At 42.8% G+C, this 20,455-nt stretch carries 15 protein-coding genes; 9 read left to right on the top strand and 6 right to left on the bottom strand.

Going from position 1 to position 20,455, the window contains the following annotated elements:
* The first annotated feature begins 20 nt into the window (after positions 1-20).
* Positions 21-1,289, top strand: coding sequence for a GNAT family N-acetyltransferase (locus tag BMW86_RS17875; protein ID WP_089783080.1), 1,269 nt, complete (start codon positions 21-23; stop codon positions 1,287-1,289).
* Here BMW86_RS17875 and BMW86_RS17870 read toward each other — a convergent pair.
* The 4 genes from BMW86_RS17870 to BMW86_RS17855 all read right to left on the bottom strand — a co-directional run bounded on the left by BMW86_RS17870 (position 1,266) and on the right by BMW86_RS17855 (position 5,317).
* On the bottom strand, positions 1,266-1,622 hold the full coding sequence (locus tag BMW86_RS17870; protein WP_089783079.1) for a DUF4260 domain-containing protein: 357 nt from the start codon (positions 1,620-1,622) through the stop codon (positions 1,266-1,268). The genes BMW86_RS17875 and BMW86_RS17870 overlap by 24 nt on opposite strands.
* Before the next feature lie 9 nt (positions 1,623-1,631).
* Positions 1,632-2,204 (bottom strand): Crp/Fnr family transcriptional regulator, encoded by a 573-nt coding sequence (locus tag BMW86_RS17865; RefSeq protein WP_089783078.1) that lies wholly within the window; start codon positions 2,202-2,204, stop codon positions 1,632-1,634.
* Between the two features lie 54 nt (positions 2,205-2,258).
* Positions 2,259-3,764: a S10 family peptidase gene (locus BMW86_RS17860; RefSeq protein WP_089783077.1), complete on the bottom strand. Its 1,506-nt coding sequence runs from the start codon at positions 3,762-3,764 to the stop codon at positions 2,259-2,261.
* Positions 3,765-3,850: 86 nt separating this feature from the next.
* A complete protein-coding gene (locus BMW86_RS17855) occupies positions 3,851-5,317 on the bottom strand; it encodes an alpha-amylase (RefSeq protein WP_255372943.1) in 1,467 nt (488 codons plus the stop codon).
* A gap of 283 nt (positions 5,318-5,600) precedes the next feature.
* Between BMW86_RS17855 and BMW86_RS17845 the strand changes: the two genes are divergently transcribed.
* Together BMW86_RS17845 and BMW86_RS17840 are read left to right on the top strand one after the other, a co-directional pair.
* Positions 5,601-6,914 carry a glycosyltransferase gene (locus BMW86_RS17845; protein ID WP_089783074.1) on the top strand — a complete coding sequence of 438 codons (1,314 nt, stop codon included), beginning with the start codon at positions 5,601-5,603 and terminating at the stop codon, positions 6,912-6,914.
* Between the two features lie 329 nt (positions 6,915-7,243).
* Complete coding sequence (locus tag BMW86_RS17840) at positions 7,244-8,101, top strand: alpha/beta hydrolase (RefSeq protein ID WP_089783073.1); 858 nt, start codon at positions 7,244-7,246, stop codon at positions 8,099-8,101.
* A 61-nt stretch (positions 8,102-8,162) separates the two neighbouring features.
* Here the strand turns inward: BMW86_RS17840 and BMW86_RS17835 are convergent, their stop codons facing one another.
* Positions 8,163-8,372: a hypothetical protein gene (locus BMW86_RS17835; protein ID WP_089783072.1), complete on the bottom strand. Its 210-nt coding sequence runs from the start codon at positions 8,370-8,372 to the stop codon at positions 8,163-8,165.
* A gap of 149 nt (positions 8,373-8,521) precedes the next feature.
* Between BMW86_RS17835 and BMW86_RS33195 the strand changes: the two genes are divergently transcribed.
* From BMW86_RS33195 to BMW86_RS17810, 6 genes are all read left to right on the top strand, one after another.
* Positions 8,522-8,653: a hypothetical protein gene (locus BMW86_RS33195; RefSeq protein WP_255372942.1), complete on the top strand. Its 132-nt coding sequence runs from the start codon at positions 8,522-8,524 to the stop codon at positions 8,651-8,653.
* 497 nt (positions 8,654-9,150) lie between these two features.
* Positions 9,151-12,267, top strand: a complete 3,117-nt coding sequence (locus BMW86_RS17825) for a SusC/RagA family TonB-linked outer membrane protein (RefSeq protein WP_089783070.1) — start codon at positions 9,151-9,153, stop codon at positions 12,265-12,267.
* Between the two features lie 11 nt (positions 12,268-12,278).
* Positions 12,279-13,727, top strand: a complete 1,449-nt coding sequence (locus BMW86_RS17820) for a RagB/SusD family nutrient uptake outer membrane protein (protein WP_089783069.1) — start codon at positions 12,279-12,281, stop codon at positions 13,725-13,727.
* Between the two features lie 31 nt (positions 13,728-13,758).
* Positions 13,759-15,600, top strand: coding sequence for a sulfatase-like hydrolase/transferase (locus BMW86_RS17815; RefSeq protein ID WP_089783068.1), 1,842 nt, complete (start codon positions 13,759-13,761; stop codon positions 15,598-15,600).
* Positions 15,601-15,741: 141 nt separating this feature from the next.
* Positions 15,742-15,903 carry a hypothetical protein gene (locus BMW86_RS32860; RefSeq protein ID WP_177189294.1) on the top strand — a complete coding sequence of 54 codons (162 nt, stop codon included), beginning with the start codon at positions 15,742-15,744 and terminating at the stop codon, positions 15,901-15,903.
* A gap of 10 nt (positions 15,904-15,913) precedes the next feature.
* Entirely contained in the window at positions 15,914-16,834 is a 921-nt protein-coding gene (locus tag BMW86_RS17810; protein WP_089783067.1) for a sterol desaturase family protein, read from the top strand.
* A gap of 217 nt (positions 16,835-17,051) precedes the next feature.
* Here the strand turns inward: BMW86_RS17810 and recB are convergent, their stop codons facing one another.
* Entirely contained in the window at positions 17,052-20,453 is a 3,402-nt protein-coding gene (recB, locus tag BMW86_RS17805; protein WP_089783066.1) for an exodeoxyribonuclease V subunit beta, read from the bottom strand.
* Positions 20,454-20,455 lie beyond the last annotated feature (2 nt).

Below are 20,455 nucleotides of genomic sequence, written 5' to 3'. Positions count from 1 at the left end.
CGCATTTACTTTACATCTTTATGAGTACGATCCCATCTTCTGAAAATAACTCACTGCAGCATGCTACACATCAGCAACTGCTGAATGCTACAGCATTAAACCACCGCGAATTATTTTGCATGAATGCGAAAGTCGTGGCCGGTGAGGTATATACAGTTAATGGTGTCTGTTGGACACATGCTGGTTCGCGCAACGAATCTATGATCGCATTCCCGGAACTTACTGCAGAGAATGCAGGAACAACACTGGATAAGATCATAGCCTATTATCTCAACCATCCGCCCAAAGGTGTAGGTTGCTGGTCGTTAGACCCTGCACAACCTGCAGATCTCGGCGTAAAACTACTGGCACGCGGCTTTCAACCGGGATGGCGCCCTCAATGGATGTCACTGGACCTGGCGGATATAGAAACAGATTATCCTGTTCCTAAATACCTGGAGATAAAAGCAGATAGCCATACTCCTATTCACCAGGTAAAAGAACTGCCTTATGCCAGCCTGAAAGACAGCGGGGTGAACCAGGCTGTGCTAGATGCCTTTCCTGATTGTACACAGCGGTTCATTGCTGTTCTTAACGGGCGGATAGTAGCGCAGAGTGCAGTGTTACTGGCTGCTGGTGTTGCCGGTATTTATAACGTTGGTGTAGTTCCTGGCGAAAGGGATCAGGGCATTGGTAAAGCAATTGTCCTGGCTGCCTGTGCATTCGCAAAAGAGAATGGATATCATTATGCGGTGTTGAATGCTACAGGCCGGCGTATGTACCAGAAAGCAGGTTTCGAATGGATGGGAGATGGATGGACGTGGTGGTTAAAAGCAGCTAATCTTATTAATAATCCGCCTTCAGCGGCACAGGTATTGATAGCGGAAGCTATTGGTACAGGGATTCTTATTGATCATATTGATAACACATTACTGAACCAGCCTTTAACCAACGGCATGACACTCATGCAGCTGGCTGTGCATTGCCATCAACCTGCGTCTGCGGAATGGCTGGTGGCACATGGTGTTACTTATACCGTACTGGATGCATGGGACCTCGGCTGGAAAGAACGCGCAGCAGCATTATTGAAAGATCATCCTGCACTGGTAAATTTGCAATACGGAGAAAGACATACCACGCTACTCCACTTAGCAGCAGAGCGAAATGACACAGCGCTTGCAGCGCTGGCTTTATCAGCTAAACCTGATTTACAGCTGAGAGATTATATCTATAATTCAACTCCTCTTGAATGGGCAAAACATCTTAGCCATACAACAATACAACAACTAATTACGTCCTATCTGGCCTAAATGAGTATCCTTAAAACCAGTAACATATTTCAACCCATAACCAAACATTCTATCCATAGAGGAGTGGGCAAATAAAATAATACCTGTAAATAGTAATATTTCCTGGTGATAGTAAAAGCCTGATAAATAGGTGATAATAGCGAGGCCTTTGTGGTGGAAGAAATTATACACGAATGCCCCTACCCTGTTACCGGCCAGGTAACCTAACATACTTACATCAGGCAGTAAAATGCACAGAGGGAATAACCACCAGGCATAAGCAGATTGAAAATGAAAAGCGATTATCGCAAGGATAAAAAGCGCAAGCTCTTCAAGAATAAGTGTGGTTTTCATAGTGAAGTTTTATTTCTCTTTCTTCCCTCTTATCTTACTCAGAAACTCAGGCGTAAACCCCAGATAAGAAGCCAGCATATACTGCGGTATCCGCTGTACAAAACCAGGAAAGGATTTATTAAAGTGATGATATCTCTCTTCCCCCGTAAAAGTATAAATGTATTTAATCCTCATCTGCGAAGCAGTATAGGCTTTCTGGAACACCAGCCTGAAATAACGCTCCATCTTCGGTACTTTATTAAACAACTCTTCCTGTATAGATTTTTTGAGCACCGCTATCCTCGTGGGTTCAATCGCCTGTATATAAAATTCAGAAGGTGTTTGTTTTTCCAAACTCTCATAATCTGCGATCCACCAGTTATCAATACCAAAGTGAAGGATTTGTTCGGTGCCATTATCATTCATATAGTATAAACGAAAACACCCCTGCAGAATAAAATAATTAGCAGAACAAATCTGTCCCTGACGTAACAAATAATCTTTCTTGTTTACTTCATGGTATGTGATGTAAGAAAGAAGGATTTCCTGTTCTTCTTCACTTAACACAACAAATTTCTGTATATGATTTAAGAGGCCCTGCATCTACAGCAAAAGAAGTGAAAAATCCGTTAAAAACGGACTTTTCACTCAATCGGTTTAATATTTTGCAGGTTGACCTTTTGCAGGTACAGACTCCCTGATAAAGGTCCTGAGATTCTCCGTAGCAGCAGCCAGATCATCTTTACGTAAATACATCATATGCCCGCTCCTGTAACCTTCCCATTTCAGGCGGTTTCTAAGCTTACCACCGGGGTCTAATTGCCACATGCTGTACTTGGCATTGAAATAATCACAGGCGCCATCATAATAGCCGGATTGCACCAACAGGTGTAAGAAAGGATTCTGAGAGATAGCCTGACGAAGATTTTCCCCCGTCTGGTTATTCGTATTATCCCATGGCCAAACCTGACCAAACATATTGTATTTAAGGTCCGTTTTGTATTTCAGCTCTTCCCGGAGATAAATATTGATAGCAGGTGTAAATGCCTGTAACCAGGCTGTCAGCTCCGCATTATAATCAGGGCTTTCACCGGCAATCCTTTTATCAATTCCTTTGTAACGGGAATCAAGACGCCCCACAGTAAATCCCTGATCACGCAACAATTGCTTCCAGAAAAGATTGAAGGATACATCCAGGTTATTCTCCTGTACCACCTGCTCTGTAATACCACTGTAACGGGCAATCTTCCCCGCTATGCTCTTACGCTGCGCATCATCCAGTGCACCGCCTTTAGACAGGGCAGGGATCAGCTCATTGATAGTGAAGTTCTCCACTTCAGGTAATACATCATTAAGATCTTTCTGTTGCAAATCAGCAGGTAACTTTTTATGATACCAGGCAGTTGCTGCAAAATAAGGCAGCTTCAACGCTGCATCCAACGGACCGTTGCGCTGAATACCCAGTTCGGTAGGTGATACGAGGATCACACCGTTTAAATACATCCACTGCGCATCCTGTAATTCAAGCGCTAACCCCGAAACACGGGTAGTACCATAACTTTCGCCAATCAGGAATTTAGGGGATGCCCAGCGACCTTTACGTGTAACAAAAGTGTTGATCCATTCCGCTAAATATTTAATGTCCGCGTTTACACCATAGAATTTAGAAGCAGGTACGTCCTTGCTCACCGGACGGGAAAAGCCCGTATTCACCGGATCTACATATACAATGTCCGCTACATCCAGAATAGAATTAGGATTATCTCTCATACCATAAGGCTGCACAGGATATCCTTCATCATCAATATTCAGCAAACGAGGGCCTGTATACCCTATTTCCATCCACACAGAAGGCGTACCAGGGCCCCCATTAAAAGAGATCACCAGCGGACGACCGGATTTCTCTTTAATATCTTCTCTTTCGTAATAAGTGTAAAACACACCTGCCAGCGCCTTGCCGTCTTCATCCCATAAAGGAATGCTGCCGGCAGTGGCAGTATAGGGTACACGAAGACCTTTTATTGTTACTTCATGATGGGTAACAATAGCGGAATCCAGCGCCAGTACACGGCCCGGAGATACCGGCTGTTCGTTCTTAAAAGGAGCCTGGGCAGATACCACCCCGCTCAACAGGACTAACGGAAGCAAAAATTTTATGATCATATAAATGGTTATACCTGTAAATATAATACACAAAGAAAAGCTGGCAATGATGGATCATTGCCAGCTTTTCTTGTATATTGATTTATTTATTCCCCCAGCACCCATACAGATACCGAACCTGCACGGCAAAGGAAAGTAGCCCAGCCCTCTTCTTCTATCACTATTTCCGCATCATGTTTCCCGTAATAATCCACGAACTTCTTGCCAGCATACTGCCTGCCGATCTCCATATGTTTAGCCCCATCCTCACCATTTGATAATATCACCGCACAACCAGGATGTTCCCCATCCCCTTCACGGGTCCAGCCAATACAGTTAACATGGTCAAAGTAATCGCGCTGCTGACCATACGCAAACCGGTCGCGGGCAGAAATGAGTTTATCAATGTTCTCCACACCCGGCAGGTAGATCTCCTGATCTTTATCAGTATACTTCGTACCATAAATATCCGGGTAAAAGATGCAGGGATAACCATCTTTACGCAACAGGATCAACGCATATGCCAGCGGTTTGAACCAGGGTTCCACAGGCGCTTCCAGGGCCTGTAACGGCTGCGTATCATGATTATCAACCACGGTTACAGCCAGTAATGGTTTCACTGCAACAAGGGTATCATTGAAGATGGTCGTTAAATCGTAATCTTTCCCCGCTTTTGACGCCTCATGTAAATTATGATGCAGGGAAGCGTCGAACAAAGACATCTTGCCATTAGTAGCCTCTATATAGCGTAAAAGCAGGTCGGGCTGACCGGGAGCCCAATACTCCCCTACTGCAAATAATTCCTTTTGCGCATAACCGCGCATCTGATCTAACCAGGTGTTGAAGAAATCAGGGGTGATATGTTTCACCGCATCCAAACGAAAGCCATCAAAATGTACCGTATTATAATACCACTCTCCCCATCTTCTGAACTCCTCTCTCACCGCAGGATTACGGAATTCCACATCCGCACCCATCAGGTAATCGAAGTTGCCTTTTTCGGTATCAACTACTTCTTCCCATCCTTCTCCATATTCATTTAAGATAGAGAAGATGGCCGTTTCCTTTGTTGCATTATCATAATCTATCCCGGAGAAACACTGATGATCCCATACAAAGTCAGAATGCTGACCATTACGCCCGGGGAAAGTAAATTTCGTGAACGCCTCTATTTCCATGGGTTCAGAGATGAACTCATTACGGTTTTCAGGGTCTACTTTCCTCACTTTGATCTTTTCTGTTTCATCAGCGCCTATCAGGTGATTCGCTACTATATCCACATATACCTGCATGCCTGCATCATGAATGGCATTGATCGCCTCTATATATTCCTGCCTTGTTCCAAAACGTGTCCTTACAGAAGCTTTCTGATCAAATTCGCCCAGGTCGTACTTGTCGTACACATCATACCCATGGCTGTTTGCACCGTCGGCACCCTTGTATGCGGGTGGCAGCCACACCGCGTTCACACCTGTCTCTGCCAGGTGTCTGGCTTCATCTTTCACTTTTTTCCACAGACTACCATCCGCTGGTGTATACCAGTGAAAGTATTGGATCATTGTACCGTTTTGCATGATGTAAGAAATTATATTGTTGGGTTACAAAACATATGCCACCACAACCTGTAACAAAATGGGAAGATGATCGTTGTCTATTTTTTATAATAGTGCTTGCTTTTTAAAAAGGAATTGCTTTAAATTTGTTGTAACGAACCGATCCATACAAAAGCCGAATATGAGATAAAAGTCAATTCCCCCCTTCCATTGACTTATTTCAACAAACACTTGTGGTACAAATTTGCCTAACCCGCATACGGGAATGTCATGCCCGGAAGTATGCATTTACATCAACATTATTATGATTACAAACAAACGCCTTGCAGGCAGGAAGATCCTGTTTGCCACTGTACCCGGAGAAGGACATGTTAACCCACTTACCGGCCTCGCCAAACACCTGCAACAACAAGGATGCGAAGTAAGATGGTATACTTCAGAAAGGTTTGCGGAGAAGATCCGCCAGCTGGATATCCGGCATTACCCCTTTGTAAAAGCACTGGATGCCAATGCTGAAACCATAGGCCAGCTGTACCCCCAGAGAGCAAAGATTACCCGCCTTATTGAAAAGATCAACTTCGATATGATCCATATCTTTTCCCTGCGGTCCAAAGAGTACTATGAAGATTTACAGGAGATCTACAAATCGTTCCCTTTTGATCTGCTGGTAGCAGACAGCATGTTTACTGGGATTCCTTTTGTGAAAGAGAAAATGAAGATCCCCGCAGTGGCTATAGGTATCATACCTTTATCCGAGAAATCGAAAGACCTGGCCCCATACGGCCTTGGACTTACCCCTGCCAACGGTATGATTGAAAAGTTCAAACATGCTTTTCTCCGGTTTATGTCGGATAAAATACTCATGAAAAAATCAATTAAAGTATACAGTACTATTCTGAAGCAACACGGTATCAATAAAGAAGACGCGCCCCTGTTTGATTTCCTGCTGAAAAACGCAACCCTGGTGCTGCAGAGTGGCACTCCGGGTTTTGAGTATTACAGGAGTGATATCGGGAAAAACATACGTTTTATAGGCCCACTGCTGCCATATGCAGCAGACGATGATAATCAACCTGTATGGTTCGATGAAAGATTGAAGAACTATAAGAAGATAGTGCTGGTAACGCAGGGTACTGTGGAGAAAGACATCAACAAACTGCTGGTACCCGCGCTGGAAGCCTTTAAGGATACAGATGTGCTGGTAATTGCCACTACAGCGGGAAACAGTACTGGTGCATTAAGAGAAAAGTATCCTTTTGATAATATCATCATAGAAGACTTTATACCTTTTCCTGATGTGATGCCTTTTGCCGGTGCTTTTATTACCAATGGCGGATATGGTGGTGTATTGCTCAGTATCCAGCACAGACTGCCTATCGTTGCAGCCGGTGTACACGAAGGTAAAAACGAAATCTGCTCAAGGGTTGGCTTCTTTAAATATGGAATTAATCTAAATACGGAAACGCCTACTCCGGAACAAATTCGTGATGCCGTAACAGAAATACTCACAAAAGATATTTATGCAAGGAATGTAAAAAAACTGTCGAGAGAGTTTGAATTGTACAATCCGAATGAATTGACTGCAGGATATCTTGGGGAATTACTCAGTAAAAACTAACATAAAAAATAAGACCTCGCCAATATAAGCAAGGTCTGTTAATGGTTAATTTGGGGGGGACAATTTAATAAAGCTCGAATGTATGATAAATGCGTAGAAAATCGATCTGATTTTTTATAAAATGACAATAAACATGTTAAGCGTTATAACACAATTATTGCCGCTCCAGGCACATCTTTAGACACATAATTTATTATTTATCAACGCATGGTACTAAAATTTTACAACTACAATTACTACTTTAGACAACGTTTTATATCTTTTCCCAATAGATATTCCTTATATCGTTTCAGTAATAATTTATTAAGCAAATCTTAAACTGATCCCACATGCAATTCAGATTTCTTCTTTTTGCTTTCCTGTCATTGCCACTCATACAAGCCATGGCACAGGATTCCCCGACAGTGTACCACTTGTGGCCGAATGGTGCGCCAGGGTATGAAAAACGTAAGGATGAGCCTGAGATAGCAAAAGATTATTATGTAAAAAATATACACAACCCTTCTGTTACGGTATATCTTCCGCCAAAAGAGAAAGCGACCGGGGCCGCAGTTGTTATCTGTCCTGGCGGTGGTTTCAGGCTACTCGTCTATAATTCGGAAGGTGTGGAACCGGCGCGTTTTTTAAATAGTATAGGCGTTGCTGCTATTATTCTCAAGTACAGATTGTTCCGGGAAGACTCTACCTACAGCCTGGAAAAAGAAGTAAGACAGGATGGGTACAGGGCCATTCGTTTTGTTCGCAGTCGCGCTGCAGAATGGGGTATAGACCCTAACCGGATAGGCATATGGGGCTTCTCTGCAGGTGGAGAAGTAGTATCGCAGGTAGCATATGCATCAGGTGCAGGAGACCCTGCAGCAAAAGATCCTGTAGACAGATTAAATGGCAAACCTAACTTCCAGATACTGGTGTATCCGGGTCCACTAGGTGTACCGGAAGTGGTCCCTTCAGATGCGCCAAAAGCATTTTTAATAGCTGCAAATGATGATGAATGTTGCTCTGTTCCTATCGTAAATTTGTTGCAAAGATACAGACAGGCAAAAGTACCTGTGGAAGCACACATTTTTGCGAACGGGAATCACGCATTTAATATGGGATATAGATCCAATTTACAATCGATAAAGGCGTGGCCTGCACTGTTGACAAACTGGATGACCGACAGTAATATCCTGGTACCTAAAAAATAAAAAAGGGGAAATCTTACGATTTCTCCTTGGGGTGAAGAGATGAAGGATATGCTTATCCGGCTCAGTGGTGCGTCTGGGGATGAAGCAATTTGTACAGCTCCTTTTGCAAATCTTCGTTTTTGAGATTATTGAGTTGTTCCGTCCCTACTTCATACCAGCGTTTTTTACCGCCTAATGCACCAACAACATAAGTGTGTCCGGCCTGAACCGGCTCACTGGTCTCAGGATGTTTTTTCGAAAGGGTAACAACTACATCTTTATATTTTGACATTCAGTGAATATAACTAAAAATCGGCAGATTCAGATAAATTGGCCAATATCAAATGAATACCACAAACGTGGGAAATTGATTTTGTTAACCAGTCATTAACCAATGAAAGAATTTGATTCTGTAAACTTGTTGTATCAAATATTAATAACATGACATGGCCCAAACCCACATCAACCGAAGCTGAAACCCCCGTTGTTCAAAAACGATTCAGGCTGACATACATCGCAGCTGTTGTCTCTTTCATGGCAGCTACCCTGGTAGCCTATACAATGTTCCTCTAAACGCAAATAAGCGGAAAACAGCAAAATCTACTTTTTTACTATTTATTAGTACATTAATTTGGTGGACTAATAAATAGTTTCTATTTTTGACCCAGATAGAGATAGTCAACTTATCATCATCCCCTGTAATAACAGATTCAATGACTAAAAAAGCATCAACCATTAATCAAGTACAATACGGCTGTAAAACTACAGCAGACAGTTGTTGTTGCTGTTAATACGGACGCTTTTTCCCGGGATCATTACATTCCCTCTTCCACATCAAAACTTAATCAGCAGATTGTTTTCAATATAATTATTGATAAACCAGACGTATGTTATCAGAAAAAAGAAATGTGAATAATCGCGGCGCTCCCTAAGCAATTAGAGAGTGCAAAAAAAAGATGGCCGGAGCTGCGGGAACAGTTCCGGCCGGACTAAAACAAGCTTGGAAATGCTAATCAGCGAAATAAATCGCCGAAGGGCATCTTATTGTCTAATCACTAACTACAAATTTAATGAAAAAAGTTCTCTTGCTAGTCGCCTGGTTATCAGGGATAGCACCTGCAACGCTTTTGGCACAATCCGTTTCAGAGCCTGTAATCAATTCAACACTTACCGGTACCGTCATTGACAGCAAAACAAAAACCTCGCTCATAGGGGCTTTGGTAAGAATTAAAGGGACAACCAACCAGGTACTTACAGATACAAAAGGCAAATTCTTTTTCAAAACCGGCCAGAAATTACCCTACATACTCGAAGCTGTTTATATAGGATATAAGAAACAGGAAATAGAAGCTTCCAGCTCTCCCCTCCAGATATCACTGGTGGAAAATGAAAGTCAGCTGAACGAAGTAGTCGTAGTAGGATACGGTACCCAGCGTAAAAGCGACATCACCGGCTCTGTGTCCAGCATCCCCAAAACCTTACTGGCACAGCCTGCTGCTTCTTTTGATAACCTGCTGCAGGGGACTGTCCCCGGTATAGCAGTGACGCAAAGCTCCGGACAACCCGGCAGCACTGCTACTATCAGGGTACGCGGCGGTAACTCCATCAGCTTCGGAAACGCTCCGCTGTATGTGATAGATGGCTTTATCATCTATAATAACAACGATTATGCAAATACAGGCGCTTCCAACGGCGGTGGTGTAAATGCGCTCTCTACCATCAACCCAAGCGATATAGAGTCTATAGAGGTATTAAAAGATGCTTCCGCAACAGCCATTTATGGCTCCAGGGGAGCAAACGGGGTGATCATCATCACCACCAAAAGAGGCCGGAGAGGACATGATGAGGTAAGCTACAGCATGTATGCAGGTAGCCAGCAGGTAAGCAAAACGCTTGAATTACTCAATGCTTCCCAGTGGGGTGCTCTCATCAATGATATCAATACCAGCACCGGTAGCGCCAAAACCTACAGCGATTCCGCACTGGCGGCACTGGGACAGGGGTCCGACTGGCAAAACGCTGCTATCCGTAAAGGAGCGATACAGAACCATGAATTATCTTTTTCAGGGGGAGATGAGAAATCAAGATACCTCGTTTCCGGTAACTACTTTAACCAGGACGGGATCATTTTAAACACCGGTTTTAAGAGATATTCAGCCAGGGTAAATTATGAGAGAAGTGTTTCTGAACGCTTAAAAATCTCCACCAACGTTTTTGGTAGTCAGTCTATAGAAGATAAGCTGTATGGTAATTCCTACAACAGTATCAACTTCCAGAATACAGCCTTCGCCAACCTCTTACAGGTATCCCCGGTAGCTAAAATATGGAATGCGGATGGCTCCTATAATACCACCAGCCCCTACTCTGCCAATCCTACCAATCCCATACAGGATATCGTTTCTACCATCAACCGTACTTATTTAAGAAGGATTCTGGGCAATGCTTCCCTGGAGTATAAAATACTCAAAGAGCTTACTTTAAAAGTAACCGGCGGGGCAGACTTAATCAATACAAAACAGAATTATTATTCGCCCAGTTATGCAGGTTCTCCCGGTGGCAGTGGTACCGGTTATTCTGCCGGTGGATATGCATCAGTGGGTAATTTAACAGCTACAACATGGATCAATGAGAATACCCTTACTTATGATCATACGTTTGAGAACAAACATTTTTTAAACCTGCTGGCAGGTTATACCATGCAGCATCAGAAAGATGAATCGGCGGTAGCCAGTGCGCAGAAATTCCCTAATGACCTTACCTCTTTCAATAACCTGAATTATGCGGGTACAGCGGTGTTATCTGTTTCAGACGCACATCAGTCTTCGTTAAATTCTTACCTGGCAAGAGCAAACTACTCCTATCTGCATAAGTACAATGTTACATTATCTGTACGTGCGGACGGTTCTTCCAAACTGGGTGCCAACAACCGCTGGGGCTATTTCCCTTCCCTGGGTGTGTCCTGGAATGCAGGTAAAGAAGACTTTGCCAGACAATGGGGAACTACCGTTACCGATCTTAAATTAAGATTATCTGCAGGCAGAACCGGTAATTCGGAAGTACCTCCTTATAGTTCATTAGCGGCTTTATCTCCTACCAACTATTATTTCAACAACACACTGGTAACGGGTATTGCGCCTACACAAATCGCCAATCCCGACCTGAAATGGGAAACTACTACGCAATACAATGCAGGGGTGGATTTCGGTGTACTGAACAGTCGTATCAATGTAGTGTTTGATGCTTATTATAAAAAGACAACAGACCTTCTGCTCAATGTACCTTTCCCTCTTTATACCGGTTATTCCAGCGTATTGCAGAATGTGGGTAGTGTAGAAAATAAAGGAATTGAACTGAGTATTACTTCGGATAATATCAAAAACGATCAACTTACCTGGAAAACTACACTCACTTTCGCAGCTAACAGGAATAAAATCCTGAGCCTTGGTGCAGGCACAGATTATTACTTCCCATTAGCGCCTACCGGTTATGTATCTCCCGTGATCGTAAAAGTAGGATTACCTGTAGGAAGTTTCTGGGGATATAATACCAACGGATTACTGACCAGCGCAGATGTTTCCAAAGGTGTACCTACTTTAACCGGTGTATCTCAACAGGTGGGAGATACAAAGTATGTAGATACTAATGGGGATGGCGTTATCTCCACTGCCGACAAACACAACCTCGGCACAGCACAACCTAAATTTACCTTCGGTTTGTCCAATACTATTAACTATAAAGGCTTTGACCTTACTTTCCTTTTCCAGGGTTCTTACGGGAATAAAATATTCAACTTCCTGCAACAGAAACTGGAAATCCCTACCCTTTCTCTGAATGCTTCTGCTACTTTGTTAGACAGGTACAGCGCTACCAATCCTAATGGTAAAGTAGCAAAGGCTACCAATGCGCCTGTGGCACAGGTAACAGACAGGTATATAGAAGATGGCTCTTATGTAAAGCTAAAAAACATTTCACTGGGTTATACATTTTCCAGAGGTGTGCTTGAAAAATTACATATCAAACAACTGCGCTTATATGCAACTGCGCAGAATATTCTTACCTGGACGAAATACACAGGCTTAGATCCTGAAGTGAATTTCTTTGACAGTGATAATACCAAACAGGGTATAGACTATGGCGCTTATCCAAGCACTAAAACCCTCCTGGCTGGCTTAAACATCACTTTCTAAAACTTAGTACGATGAAAAAATTATCGATATTATTATTACTGTTCGTATCCTGCAATAAACTGGATGAGAATCCTGATTCTATTATTACAGTCTCTCAGTTTTATAAAACACAAGCTGATGCTATCTCTGCGGTAGCAGCCGTTTATAGTACGCTGAATACAGATGCTGCCGCGGATTTCCCTCTGTACGGCAGGAACATGAACCTGCTTACCGGTAATGGCAGTGATGATCAGATCTTCAGTCCTTCGAATACCAACACAGACGTAAGAGCACTGGGTACAGCTACCTATGTACCGGCTAATGACAGGATCAAGAAGAACTGGCAACAGCTTTACTTTGGTATCAGCAGGGCCAATGTAGCCATAGACAATATACCGAATATCAATTTTGACACAACGCTTCGCAGTCGCCTGATACGTGAATCTAAATTTATAAGGGCCTTACTGTATTTTAATATTGTACGGTTCTGGGGAGATGCGCCTTTAATATTACATGATCCTACCAGCATTGATGTAAGTAAACAGAAAGTAACAAGGGCATCTAAAGACAGTGTCTATGCACAAATCATATCTGACCTGACAGATGCCACTTTATTACCTGCCACCTATTCCGGCGCTAATATAGGCAGGGCTACCAGTGGTGCTGCTCATGCACTTTTAGCAAAGGTATATGTAACGAGAAGGGAATGGTCCAAAGCATTGATAGAACTAAACACAGTGATCAATGGCGGATATGGTTATGACCTGTTCAGTAATTATTTAGATGCGTTTCAGCAGGCTACCAAAAACGGTAAAGAACATATTTTCTCCGTGCAGTTTGGTACTAACCTGGGTGCTAAGAACAGTACACAGTTTTTAAGCAGTGGTGATTTCTCCTCTTTTAATACTGCGGTATACCCGGGAGATCTGCCTGCTGATTCTACCCTGTATCAGCTGTTTGCAGCAAGTGATACCCGCAGGAGTGTCACCTTCTTTACAAGCCTTTACAATGCAGCTACAGGTAAATATGTAACGTTTACACCTGCACGGTTTGCCAAGTTCATTGATTACACCATGTCACCACTTACCAACCAGTCACAAAGCGGTATCAACTTCCCTGTAATAAGGTACGCTGATATTTTATTACTGGATGCAGAGGTGCTGAATGAAATCAATGGCGCTCCTACAGCAGATGCTTATGCCGCTATTAACAAGGTAAGAACCCGTGCCGGTATTGCTGACTTAACAACCGGTTTAAACCAGGCAGATTTCCGCGACTCCGTATTCCTGGAAAGAAGGAAAGAGTTTATACAGGAAGGAATGCGCTGGTTTGATTTATCCCGCAGAGGTGGTACTTACTTATATGATGCACTGAAAAAGTTCCCTGATAAAACAGGTGCTGCGGTGAAAGATACACTGTACCCTATTCCTCAATCTGAAAGGGACCTCAATAGTCTGCTCACACAAAATCCAGGCTGGTAATAATTCTCAATCATTTATATAAAACACTCTAATGAAACGTTCGATTTTTATATCCATTCTATTAGCAGGCAGCATCGCCACGTATGCACAAGAGCCTTACCAGGGCAAAGTAGGCAGGACCTTTGCCGAATCCAAAGAATGGTGGCCGGCGCCTCCTACCCCGCCTAAAAATGCACCTAACGTCATCTGGATTTTAATAGATGATGTAGGCTTTGGCGCTAGCAGTACCTTTGGTGGTATCATCCCCACGCCAACGTTCGACAGCCTGGCTAACAATGGTCTTCGCTTCACCAATTTCCACACAACAGCCATCTGCGCACCTACCCGTGCAGCGTTGTTAACCGGAAGAAATCAGCACTCCGTGCATATGGGTGGTTTTGCACACGACTTCTCATCTGCCGGTTTCCCCGGATATGATGGACGTATCCCTTCCAGTAAAGGCACCATCGCAGAGATCCTGCAGGCAGATGGCTACAACACCTTTGCGGTAGGTAAATATGGTATCACTCCGGATGAGGACAGCACAGATGCTGGTCCGTTCGACCGCTGGCCTTCCGGTAAGGGATTCGAACACTTCTTCGGGTTCCTGGGTTCTGAAACAGATCAGTACAGACCTGCTCTTGTTGAAGATAATGCACATGTTACACCGGATGGCAGACACCTGAGTGAACAAATCACAGATAAAGCCATCAGTTATATAGACAGACAAAAAAAGGCGGCTCCTGATAAACCTTTCTTCCTCTATTATGCACCCGGCGCTACACATGCTCCTCACCAGGTACCTGATCAATGGAGAGACCTTTACAAAGGACAATTCGATGATGGCTGGGATGCCTTCAGAGAAAAAGTATTTGCCAATCAGAAAAAGTTGGGGATCATTCCTACCTATGCAAAACTGCCGGAACGTAATCCTAAGATAGCTGCATGGAATACACTTACTCCCGGTCAGAAGAAATTATATGCCCGTTTCTTTGAGGTATATGCAGCTTACCTGACTTACACAGATTACCAGGTGAGCAGAGTGGTAAATCACCTGAAAGAAATCAATCAGCTGGACAATACCCTGATCTTTGTTGTGATTGGTGATAATGGCGCCAGCAAAGAAGGAACCCAGGAAGGGGTAATAGAATATAAATATTCTCCAAGAAGGAATAGAACGCTCACCCGTGCACAGGCAGAAAAATACAATGAAGAACATCTGGAAGAAATAGGTACGCCAGCTTCTGATGCTAACTATCCGATAGGTTGGGCTCAGGCAGCTAACACTCCTTTCAAATACTGGAAACAGGATGCTAACTCAGAAGGTGGTACACACAATCCTTTAATCGTTTTTTATCCTAAAGGCATTAAAGATAAAGGTGGTATCCGTAATCAATACGGCCATGTTATCGACCTCCTGCCTACTACTCTGGAATTCATTGGTATTCCTTTCCCTGAAACTATCAAAGGGATTAAACAGGATAGCTTACAGGGTACTTCACTGGTATATGCCTTTGATAATGCCAATGCACCTTCCCGTCATACACAACAGTACTACTATATCTTCGGTTCAAGAGCCATTTATAAAGATGGCTGGAAAGCAGGCGCTGCACATCACCCGGATTATTTTGATCTGAATGATTACGCAGACTCTACCAGACCAGCTATTACAAGAGATTTCGATAAAGACGAATGGGAATTATATAACCTGAATGAAGACTTTAACGAACGTGTAAACCTGGCGAAGAAATACCCGGAAAAACTGGCAGAATTAAAACAACTATTTGAGGAGGATGCGAAGAAATATAACATCTATCCTTTCATAGACTGGGAAGATTTATTTAAAGCACGGACCATCAATTCCAGGAAATCATTTCTCCTAAGATCTAAATAATCTGATCATGGTACTACAGGATATTCTATTGCTGATAAGAAAAATTATACTCGGCATTATCATTTTCCTTGTTCCGCTATTTATTATCGGCGGAGCATTATGGCTGGTTGAAAAATTCTTTTTACAATAAAAACCTTTTGTATGAAAACAGATAAAGTCACTCAACAAAAGATTATCAGGGATGTCCTGATCAGTTTAGTATTATATGCACTGCCTGTAATATTAATGCTGTTATCTTTTAAAATAACAGGACAGCGGCCCTGGAAAAAAACCGCTACTACAACCGTAAATAAAAACGCTTAAACCCGATTGTATGATACAGTATATTGAACAGATTTTCACGCATCTCAATACCTGGGGATTACCGGTAATCATGCTGTTGATAGGCATCGCAGAATTTGCATTCGGCCTGTATGAAAATCAATGGACCAAGAACGAACGCATACTGGATATCGTTTGTTTTGTTGTTCCTAAAGTTGTGGTAAGACCATTTATTGCTTACGTAGGGCTACTACTGTTCCCTGTCTTTTTACCCAATGCTAAAAATATTTTTGCATGGGTTCCTTTCTGGTGGGGTTTTGCTATCATTGCCGTAGGCGATGACCTTACGCAGTACTGGTATCACCGCTTACATCACCAGTTACCCTGGTTGTGGCGTTTCCACCGTACCCATCACTCTGCTCCTTATATGGGTATGGCGATGGCCAGCAGGCAGAATATCATCTATACCATTTTCTTTTCTCAGATTTATTTAACTACTACATTGGTATATCTTGGGTTAGGTTATCCGGTGTTATTTGTAACAGGTATAAAAGCCCTGATTACTACCGGTGCACATTCCAGTATTAAATGGGATAAGCCTTTTTATACAATTAAGTGGTTAAAGCCGATCGGATGGGTATTGGAAAGATTCATTTCTACACCGGCCACACACCATGCGCATCATGCAGATAGTGATGATGATGGTGTAGGACATTACAAAGGTAACTTTGGTAATATGTTTTTCTTATGGGATGTTATTTTCGGGACAGGCATCATTACCCGTCAATATCCCAGCGGATATGGTATCAAACATTACAAACAGGAAGAGTGGTATGCACAGTTCCTCTGGCCTATCTTTAAATCCAGGAAAGAAGGAAGTGAGCTGGCTCCGAATGGGCCTATGGTAGGTGATGCAGTACCTTTGGAAAAAGAAGTAATAAACAGGGGACTCCTAACGGAGTCTATTGTGTAGAGATTATAAACACGAGCTACAAACACGGGGCTCCTAGCGGAGCCTATTGTGTAGAAGATTTATGTCTTGTTAATACTACGGGGCTTCTAATGGAGATCTTATTGTGTAGAAGATTATATTTTCCACATAATAGGCTCCGCTAGGAGCCCCGTGTTTGTAGAAACATCATAATAAACAACAAAAACCGACTCCGCTAGGAGTCCCCTGTTTGTAACTCTTAATCCAGATCTGATAAAATATTTTCTAAGTGTCGTATTTTAGATAAGGGAGGTTTACAGGTAAAGATACCGGTATCACTATCGTTGCGCATTCCTCTTACAAAAAGATAGATAACCCCACCAAATTGTTTCTCGTAATTGAAGTTAGGCAAACGTGTTTGCAGGTATTTCTTCGCAGCTACCGTATAAATAAGATATTGCAGATGATAATTGCTTTCATTCATCGCTCCGGTTAATACTTCCGGTGCATATTCCGGTAATGTATTCCCCAGGTAGTTGGATTTCCAGTCAAGGATATAATACTTTCCCCTGTGTTCAAAGAATAAGTCCATTTTCCCGTTCATAATCCCTTCCAGTTCATGCTCACTAAATCTCCTGGCCGCAATATCCATATCTGCATCCGATAAACTATTCAATACATCAGGAGAGAATAATCCTATAGGGAAATCAAATTCAAACTCCGCAATACATTTATACCAGGCCACAGCAGATAAAGGAAATTCATCTCCGTTCACCTGTATAGTAGTGTTAAATACATGTTGTAATAACTGCCGCAACATAGGTAAATACTGATCCTGCTGCCCTGGCAGAAAACGCCTGATCGCCTCATTCAACACTTTATCCCAGCGGGTATCATCAGAGAAGCTGATGTTCTCGAAGATATAATGCAGCAGATTACCTGTTTTAGCCCCGCGTTTAAGCGTATAGAAGATAAAGGTATCATAGACATCCTCCTGCTGTGTAGCACGCCCTAAAGGCAGCTTATCGTGTTTTGCAGCCAGCATGGTATAACTCATCTTGCGCCAGTTAGCCTGTAACAAGGTGAAGTTTACAGGAGCAGGCGCGACCATCGCAGGGATCTTCTCCCTCTTATATCCTTCCGGTGCAATTACAGGTGGTTCCTCTTCTATCTTTATCAATCCTGGTTCTGTGGTGTTCATCGCTCCTAAGAAAGTAGAGAGCGTAGACGCTTTGTTATAACCGGACGTATTTTTGAAGATATAACATTTATATACTGCACGGGTGATAGCTACGTATAATAAACGGCGGTTCTCCTGTTCCGTTTGTTGCCGCTGCACCACCAGTTGTTCTTCAGATAGGCGTATTCTTTCAGCACCCAGGTAATCACCGGTATCGGGATCACGGAAGCTGATGAACTCTATTGCCGTATTCTCGACGAAGTCGAGATAAGGCGCCATCACGATATTATATTCCAGTCCTTTGCTTTTATGGATGGTCACAATCTTTACCGCCTCTTCATCACTCTCCACACGTTGCTCATATTCATCTCCTTCTGTAGCCATACCATCAATACCACGCTTTACCCAGGAAATAAGTTCTGCCATAGAGAAGTTCTTCCGGCTCTGTACCTGGTGTACCAGTTCTATCAGCTGAAAGAAGTTGGAGATGATACGCTCTCCGTTTTCTGTATGCGCCTGTGATAAAACATTCCTGATGCCAAAGTCAGCAACGAAGTCCATCAGTGCAGTATAGATCCCGTCTTTCTGCCAGCGGTTCTTATAATTGGTAAAGAGTTGTAAGGTTGCTTCATCATCCAGTATCAGGATGGATTCCATGTTCAATCCTGTTAAGGAAGAAAGCATGGCACGGTTGATAGAAGAACGATCAGGAGCGGCCATTGCTTCCATGAGGTACAACAATTGCCTGGCCTGTTCTGATTGTAATACTTTGGAATCATCAATCGTCACAGCAGGAATACCTAATAATGATAACTGGGCTTTTACTTCCCTACCCTGTTGCCCTGTACGCACCAGGATACCAATATCGGAAGGAGAAACCTTTCTTTGTCCGGCTTTCTCTCCAATACTGTAAGTTTTGTTTTGTAAGAGATCTGCTATCTGTAAAGCAATGCCTTTACTCAGGTTTTTGTTATTGGAAAACTGGAAGATAGAGATAGGTACATCTGCCTCATTATCCTTAAAAAGAAATCCTTTGTTATTACTCTCCGGACTTTCTACATGAATATAATCAATGGCATTCTGCTCTCCGCCAAAGTGAAAAGTATCGAAGCCCTCACTGGGCAGGAAGAACCTGTTCATAGCACCGATGAAGGAAGAAGAAGAACGGTAGTTCTTATTCATGCTATATACATGTTCTACTTTTTTTCTTGCCTTGAAGTAAGTGAAGATATCTGCTTTACGCCAGGCGTAAATACTCTGTTTAGGATCGCCGATGTAAAACAGGATAGTGCTTTCACCAAAGGCTTTCTCAAAGATCTCGTATTGTAAGCGGTCTGTATCCTGGAACTCATCCACGAAAACAGCTTTGTATTTATTCTGTAAAGCGGCAGACAGTGCCGGATTGTCTTTTTTTACCAATGCTGCATGCAGGTTCACGATCATATCGTCGTAACTCAGCAGGTTATTACGCTTTTTAAATTCTTTTACACCGGCAGAGACTTCTTTTATAGCAAGACAATGCAGCCGACGATTAACAACTTCTGTTACCTTCCTGCTTTCTTCTGCTACCTGTTCTATTTCATCTAATCTGCCTAAGAGATCTTTATACACATCAGCAACAAATTTCGTATCTCTTTTTTCGGATATAAAATTGATGAACTTCTGCGGTGTAGGCAATAATGGAACCGCCTTTGTAAGGGCGTGTTTATTCTTCTGGCTATACGCCGTAATTTCAGCGGTGTTGTCTGTTACATACTGTACAAGAGCAGCCTTCATCTCTGTTTCCTGCTGCTGCAAAACATCCAGCTCCTGTTCCCATTTCGCCTGCTCAGCGGCCGTCATGGTATAGGTGCTATTCTCATCGTAGCCCAGGTATTTCTTACCACTTAAATGAACGTCCAGCGCCTCACTCATTTTCTCCATGCGTAAACCTTGTTCCCAGAGTTTCTTCAGGAGCTTTGTATGAATGGTAGTAACATGTTTTCTCCAGAATTTCTGTACTTCTTCCAATACCAGGGGTTTTACATCCTGGATCATTTCCGCACCAAACAGCTGATTGGTTTCAAAAGCAAACTCGTTAAGGGTCTGCTGGCAAAAGCTATGAATCGTTAATACAGAAGCTTCATCCAACAATAATACCGCATCTTTCAGTTGCTGACGTACGGTTGCTTTATCACTATTATCAATAGCCTGCTGTACCAGTTTTTTAATATTATCATCTTTGATATCTTTCCCTATACTGGCTTTATACGCATTGCGGATAAAGAGACGGATACGTTCCTGTAATTCCGCTACGGCAGCTTTGGTAAAAGTCACCATCAGAATTTCCTTTACAGACAACTTCTTTTCCAGTATCAGCCGTAGTAAAAGAATGGCGATGGAATAAGTTTTACCTGTACCGGCGCTGGCTTCGATGAGGTTACTGCTTTGCAGTTCCACCGTAGCAGCATTAAACTCGCGGTATTGATTCTTTTCCGTCATTG

This window comes from Chitinophaga sp. YR573, assembly GCF_900110995.1.
Classification (GTDB): domain Bacteria; phylum Bacteroidota; class Bacteroidia; order Chitinophagales; family Chitinophagaceae; genus Chitinophaga.
The sequence above is the reverse complement of the archived record's forward strand: the minus strand, read 5'-3'. Positions and strand labels throughout refer to the sequence as shown.